Annotated in this window: 5 protein-coding genes; 1 reads left to right on the forward strand and 4 read right to left on the reverse strand. The window is 40.1% G+C overall.

Features of this window, described 5'->3' with window-relative positions:
- From KNQ12_RS17115 to KNQ12_RS16780, 3 genes are all read right to left on the reverse strand, one after another.
- On the reverse strand, positions 1-485 hold a 485-nt coding region (locus KNQ12_RS17115; RefSeq protein WP_251137756.1), incomplete at its 3' end, for a plasmid recombination protein.
- An 18-nt stretch (positions 486-503) separates the two neighbouring features.
- Positions 504-887 (reverse strand): hypothetical protein, encoded by a 384-nt coding sequence (locus KNQ12_RS16775; RefSeq protein ID WP_214749877.1) that lies wholly within the window; start codon positions 885-887, stop codon positions 504-506.
- Between the two features lie 17 nt (positions 888-904).
- Complete coding sequence (locus tag KNQ12_RS16780; protein WP_214749880.1) at positions 905-1,933, reverse strand: protein rep; 1,029 nt, start codon at positions 1,931-1,933, stop codon at positions 905-907.
- A 168-nt stretch (positions 1,934-2,101) separates the two neighbouring features.
- Here KNQ12_RS16780 and KNQ12_RS16785 point away from each other — a divergent pair, with 168 nt between their 5' ends.
- A complete protein-coding gene (locus tag KNQ12_RS16785; protein WP_214749883.1) occupies positions 2,102-2,470 on the forward strand; it encodes a hypothetical protein in 369 nt (122 codons plus the stop codon).
- A gap of 225 nt (positions 2,471-2,695) precedes the next feature.
- Here the strand turns inward: KNQ12_RS16785 and mobV are convergent.
- Positions 2,696-3,979, reverse strand: a 1,284-nt coding sequence (mobV, locus tag KNQ12_RS16790) for a MobV family relaxase (RefSeq protein ID WP_214775508.1), incomplete at its 5' end; no start/stop codon positions are given.

Genomic DNA, 3,979 nt, shown 5'->3' on the forward strand with positions numbered 1-3,979 from the left:
TCTGGAATGGTGATGATATTCGAGTAAGTAATGACCGAATTCTTTTGGACTCGTTTGTTTTCAGACTTGAGTTGATCGACCCTTTCTTTTGCTCGTTGATAGAGATTTAATTCACTTTGTACGAGATCATAATTGAGGTGGGTACGGTCAAGATCAATCATGTCATTTTTGATTTGTCCTTCTCTTTCTTGTTCTCTTTCCTTGCCTTTAATATCGGACATTTGGTTCTTTTGAGCGTTCCAGGCGAATTCGATCGACATAGAGTTTTCCTCCTTATCCAAACAAAGACCGAGAGAAGCGAGAGGGGAATTTGTCGGCGTTGAGTTTATAAGAGTATAGCCCGCTATACTCTTGCAAAGCAAGAGGCGGTCTCTACGAGGTGAAAAGAGCATGGCTGCGCCACTCAAGACCAGTGCCGTTTCGTGTCCAAGACACGAAAAAGGCGATGCCGCAGCATCGCCTTTAACAGAATAAAAACATAGCATCTCGAATATTTAAATTAATTAAAATTCATCATAAGATACTATGATAAAGTCTTCTTTTTGAAGTCTTTTTTTCTTTTCTTCTTTAAATTCTTCAACTAAATCTAAGAAGTTAGAAACTGTTTTTTCTAACGCTTCTTCAATCGTAAGAGCGTAGCCTGTTGCACCTTCAGGGTAACCATCTGAATCTATTAATTTGAGATTTACATATCCGGTAAAACCAGACTCTCCAGGAGCAACATCATTATTGTAACTAGTCTCATATATTTTTACTTTGAAACCGCCATAATGAATTGTATCTCCTTCATAAATTTCTTCGAAAAATCTTAAAGCAGATATATCAAATTCTGCTACACATCTTTGAATAAGCCCAACGCGATCAATTCTCATGTCTTTCCAGTTCAATTATTAACCTCCGATTTTTAATCAATATCTAATTCCAACTCTAATAAATTGTTGTATTTTCTTTTTTCTAGTTCAGTTAGCTCAATATACTCCAGCATAAAATCAGATTGATCTGCACGCCAATTCGCCATGATTTTGTAAAAGTATTCGTTCTTATCTTTCTCCATATATTGTTCCAATTCGTTCGCTTTGTACTTCAACATGTACTCTTTAAACAAACCACTGAAAGCAATTACTTGCTTACCTTTCAAAGAATTGTAGAAGGTTTCAAATACTTCTGGACTGACGCCCATATCATTACTCTTTGCCGAGTATTTAGCAATCTCGGCCACAGCATTTCCAGTCTGCTTTTCCTTAATTCGTTCGATATGAACTTGTGTAATCGTATAGTCACCAGTGACCTCGCGCCACATCTCTAACCATTCATCTCGTTTGATGTAATTTCGCGAGTCATTGAAGTACGATTTCTTTACTGCAAGAACAACATGAAAGTGTGGGTTGTATGTATCGTAGGTGGGATTCTCGTCTCCAACTTTCAATCCTAGTCGTTCATAATACGCCTGTTTTTTCTCAAATAGTGGAGTCGTAATTAACGGATTCCCGTCATATGTCATCTCCAACTTTCGAGCATATCCTTGAATCACACGATCTACTTTTCTTCGCTTGAACATCTTTTGAAAAGCATTATTCATGCTCGCAATCTCCGACTTTACTTCATTCGCTTTCACATTTGGTGTCGTCAAAGTAAGGAACAAATATTTCACGTCATGTTCTTCATGCATCGCTTCCATCACGACAGACAATGCCATCGCATCTTTCCTAGCCTTACGCCAAGCGCAAATCGGACAAAATCGATTCTTACAGTGATTCCCTCCAACCATCTTCTTTTTCTCCTTATCCAATGTCGAAATATACAAGTTGAACGTCCCACACGATTTGTACAGTTCCTGCATTTTTTCGGAAAGATGATCCTTAGCCAGTTCATACATGCGTAGATTATCAAGTTTTTTCGGTTTTATAAGTGCGATAGGGTCTTGTTTTTTCATAGTAATTTTGTCTATAATCCATGTGTAGCATCAATTTATGGACAGTTTACGGACACCATAAAAGGGTAAAAAAACAGCATAGATCAAAGATACTTGTCTCCTTTCTTCTTTAGGTTTTTGTGTGGTAACTTAAATGCTAAACGAGTATACAAGGAAACGCAAGTTTTTTTGGTCGAAAGCCGTTGGGGCGCAAGGGATTCAGTCACTTGCTCGCCCCTTTTTTTGTGCGGGAATAGTTACCCTTATTATCAAGATAAGAAAGAACACAAAATCAAAGGCTTATTTCAGACCTTAAAATTGCATAAAATCATTAGTAAAGGTGGTGAGAAAATGAAGATAGGAAAAGTTGTATTAACACTAGCCGACGATAAAGTTGTGACTCTAGAAGCAACTAGTTGGGATCGGTTCATCGAAGACTTGAATGACGACAAAACTTACATAGAGCAAAACATTGTCGAACTTGATGGCTCAGGCGATACTTTCCTGGTTATGAAAAATCAAATTATCTTGGCAGAACTCATTTACGAAGAAAAGTAATCGACTCCCCAACCCCTCGATCCCGAGGGGCTCCCTCGCCGGTAGGCAGGTTCTCACGTATGGAACGTGAGAACAGCAGAGAGGGTTTTTATCGTGTAGGGCGTCAACTCTTATACTCATAACGAAGAACCCCTCTAGAACGCTCTGTGAGCGATTCTGAGGGGTTTTATTCGTTATTCCGTTACGTTGACACCCATATCAGCCTAGAAACGGCCATACGGACTCCTAGCGCTCCATATCAGAGCCATATCCCTTCTCTTTCTGCTTTGCTGCAAGCGACTTGATCGCAAGGTCTCTGCCGATCTCTTCGTTCTCGTTTCTTGGCATGGCTTCTTTCTTCATGTTCATCTTCCGACCGACGTATTCTTTCGCATATCCGATGGCGTGTTCCATGAGTTTTTTCGTGACTCGTGGATTCCCATCCTTATCCCGTTGAGCCGATACCTTGTCCCGAATATTGTCGATCACTTGCTTGAAGAACTCTACTTGTCTTTTTAAATATCCGTTCTCGATCCGTAGGTTGAACATCTCGCCCAATTCCTTATCTTTCTCTTGATTACTCTTCTCCAGCGTCTGGACTCGTTGCTCCGAGATCCGTAATGCCCGTTGCATCCGTTCCGCGACTTCCGCTCGCTTCTTCAGTTCCAAGAACGTATCATTCGACATCGACACTTTGTTTAATAGATTCGGCTTTAGATCGAGATTGACGGACTCGTCGAAATCCAACTCTTTGAGCGAATCGATTCGCTCGTTGAGTTGTTTTTGATGTTCCTCGAGGTCTTTCTTCGTAGCATCTAAAAGTCCGTTCATGTCCTGTGTATCCATGATAAGCCGTTCTTGATTTTGACTCATATCATACTCGAACTTCGTCACTTCTTCTTTGATCATTCCGATTCGTTGAATCGCTTCTGTTTTGGCAGCTTCGACTTTTTCTTCGAACCCTTTTTCGATTTTCTTGAACTCTCTACTTTTCTCGGTTTTCATGTAATAGACTTCTCGATCCAAAATGGTCTTGTCGTGTTCAAGCTCATTCAATTCTTTATACAGAATCGATCTTACCTTGTCTAAATCAGCTTTTTCTTTCTCCCAATTCATTTTTGCTTTGTACTGGTGAATGTCGAGTTTTTCTTTCGTTTTCTCTCCCGATCCACGCACTACATCGAATCCTTTTTCACGTAATCGTTCTGGAATCTCGTCATGGATTTCGTTTAATGCCGCCTTATTCATCGTCGTTCTTGCTTGTAATCTTCCTGTTTCTTTGTCGATGGGCATGAAGTGAAGGTGCATGTGAGGTGTCGATTCGTCGAGGTGGATTTTCGAACTTAGGACATTCTCTTTTCCGAACCGATTGACGAAATAGTCATGACACGTTTTGAAGTAATCGTGCATCTGATCATTCGTCATTTCCTTTGCTGCAGATTCTGGAATGGTGATGATATTCGAGTAAGTAATGACCGAATTCTTTTGGACTCGTTTGTTTTCAGACTTGAGTTGATCGACCCTTTCTTT

Source organism: Exiguobacterium sp. s11 (assembly GCF_018619015.1).
Lineage (GTDB): Bacteria > Bacillota > Bacilli > Exiguobacteriales > Exiguobacteriaceae > Exiguobacterium_A > Exiguobacterium_A indicum.